The organism is Moorena sp. SIO4A1, from assembly GCF_010672065.1.
Taxonomy (GTDB): domain Bacteria; phylum Cyanobacteriota; class Cyanobacteriia; order Cyanobacteriales; family Coleofasciculaceae; genus Moorena.
On sequence record NZ_JAAHHX010000319.1, the window covers coordinates 1 to 2243 of the forward strand.

3 protein-coding genes are annotated in these 2243 nt (G+C 38.9%); all 3 read right to left on the reverse strand.

The features are described 5' to 3' along the window. Nucleotides 1–820 (reverse strand): glycosyltransferase (locus F6K53_RS37720; protein ID WP_293084796.1); only part of this gene is annotated, 820 nt, incomplete at its 3' end. 2 nt (nt 821–822) lie between these two features. Further along, complete coding sequence (locus F6K53_RS37725) at nt 823–1677, reverse strand: methyltransferase domain-containing protein (protein ID WP_293084799.1); 855 nt, start codon at nt 1675–1677, stop codon at nt 823–825. Then, nucleotides 1678–2243 (reverse strand): methyltransferase domain-containing protein (locus F6K53_RS37730; RefSeq protein WP_293084802.1); only part of this gene is annotated, 566 nt, incomplete at its 5' end.

A 2243-nucleotide genomic window follows, 5' to 3' on the forward strand; every position in this document is an offset into this window, starting at 1 on the left:
CACCACTACTACCCATCGTCAGCAAAACAGTTTCTGCTTTCAACGACTTTGGTAATAATGACAGCGCTTTTAGCAGCAAATCCCCACCTTTGCGAGAATCCTTAAGGCTATCTGCTCCAAACATAAGAACTTTTTTGTTCTTCGGGATACCAAGTAAAGAGCGACACTGTCCGGTATCAAGGGGCTGATATGCTTCCGTATCGATTCCATTAGGAATATGATGAATAGGAAAACAGTTGAGCATACTTTGCTCTGCTTGCTTAGTTAACCAGTTACTAAGAGTAACAATAGTTATGTTCGAGCGACTATAAACCCAGTTTTTTAACCTCCACTCTAGGTGAGTATTGTCTTTGTTAATAGCTGGGTAAGTAGCTGGATAAGGACATTTACCACAGCCGATTTTCCAGCGATCGCAGTCGTAACTGTAGGCGCAATGTCCGGTAAAACTCCACATATCGTGGAGAGTAAAAACAGCTGGTTTTTCTTTAGTCAGCGAAGGAATAGCTAAGTAATTGAAATAGTTAGTATGTAGGTTGTGAAAGTTAATAACGTTTGCATTTTTGTAAAAATTATGCTTTGGAATATCAAAGCTACTGATTAGATTAAGGTCATTAAAACCAAAGCCCCAAGTAAGTCGAAAAAGTTGGTTTTCTAGACGATATCTGCGCGAAACATGAGCTACGCGATCGCTCTTGGTTTTGACTGTTCCTACTAATAAGCGCGAATCAATACCTTTAGCCAGTAGTCCTTGGTGTAATCGATAGCCAGCGATCGCCGCTCCACCAGATATATCAGACTGGTTGATGTGTAAAACATTCATGTTCATGTGGCTGGCTTAATCCCCTCCATAAACAAAGAGTCAGGCTTATAAACACTACCATCCGGTTCTGTGTCAAGATTAAAGCTAGTCCATTGTGGAATGTAGCTTTCACTCGCTGAGTGTTGGATAATGTTTTCCAGACCGCATTTTTTCAGTAACGTTGCTAGTGAATAACGGTCATACATCCACTGGTGAACTTCTCCACTTTGACGAAAGCGACCAACTTGTAAAGCGCTATAGTCTTCACCTAGCAAGCTTTTCAGCATGGACTCACGGCGGTAGTTGGGATGACGTACAAAACGGTAAACTTGTTTAAGTAAATTTAGTGGTTTATTTTCTGGTGTTGAATTAGGCTGATGTTGTTCCCGGCGTTTGCGTCCTGCTTCTATTAAGTTTTTAGCTTCGATACCAAGACGTTTGACTATAAAGTCTTGATTGGGGATATGTTCTTGGAAAAGATATGCAGCCATTTCTCCCCCAGAGTGGTTTCTTATAGTTTGGTCGTACATTTCTAATAGAATAAACTCGTAATTAGCAGCCCATTCTTGAGAACCATCGTTAGCGTTTTTTAGAGCTTCTAAATAAGTTAGAGCAATTTGTTCTAAGTCCGGAACAACTACCCGCAAAATGCCTTGAGGACGCAGGACGCGGTAGCATTCTTTTAGGAATAATTCAGCTATATTTTGGGGAAAGTGTTCTAATAAGTGGGAGTGATAAACAACGTCAAATGAGTTATCTGGAAAGGGAATACCTGTTGTGAGATTGTGAGCAATTACGCCTTCACCTGATGATGTGAAATTCACATTTGTCCAGGCTAGATGGAAGCGACGACCACAGCCAAGATTTAAGTAGTTCATCTAAATTTTTTGGAATAGTATATATAAGCTTTGACCAGTTAAAAACATTCTAAAACCAAGATTTAATATTTTGGTATAGCCAGGTATCGTGTAGCGATTAAAAAATAATTTTCCAAAAGGATAGACAGAACTAAAATGATTACTGTAAGAACTTACGTAACTCGCAACATGATAAGAAGCTAGTGGCTCGTTAACCACTTTTTTAAGTTTAATCGAAAACAGTTTTTCCAGTGATTTAAAAGATTCCCTAGACCATTGAAGCATATGGTGTGGAGGCATATCTAGCAAGTTATACTGGGATTTAAGGAAGCTCTCTGAATTAGGAACACAATAAATTAGCTTCCCTCCTGGCTTTAACATTTGAATTGACAAATCAATAAAGTTTTTGGGATTTGCTACGTGTTCAAGTACCTGAAAGCTACATACAGCATCTAATGATTCCGAATATAATTTTGCAGCTTCTTTTAAGTCAAGACGCTCTACTGGAAATTTTTTTTTGTGTGCGGCAGCAACGGCAGCTTTATTAAGTTCAATTCCTCTTATATTTAATCCTTTATCAATTCCAG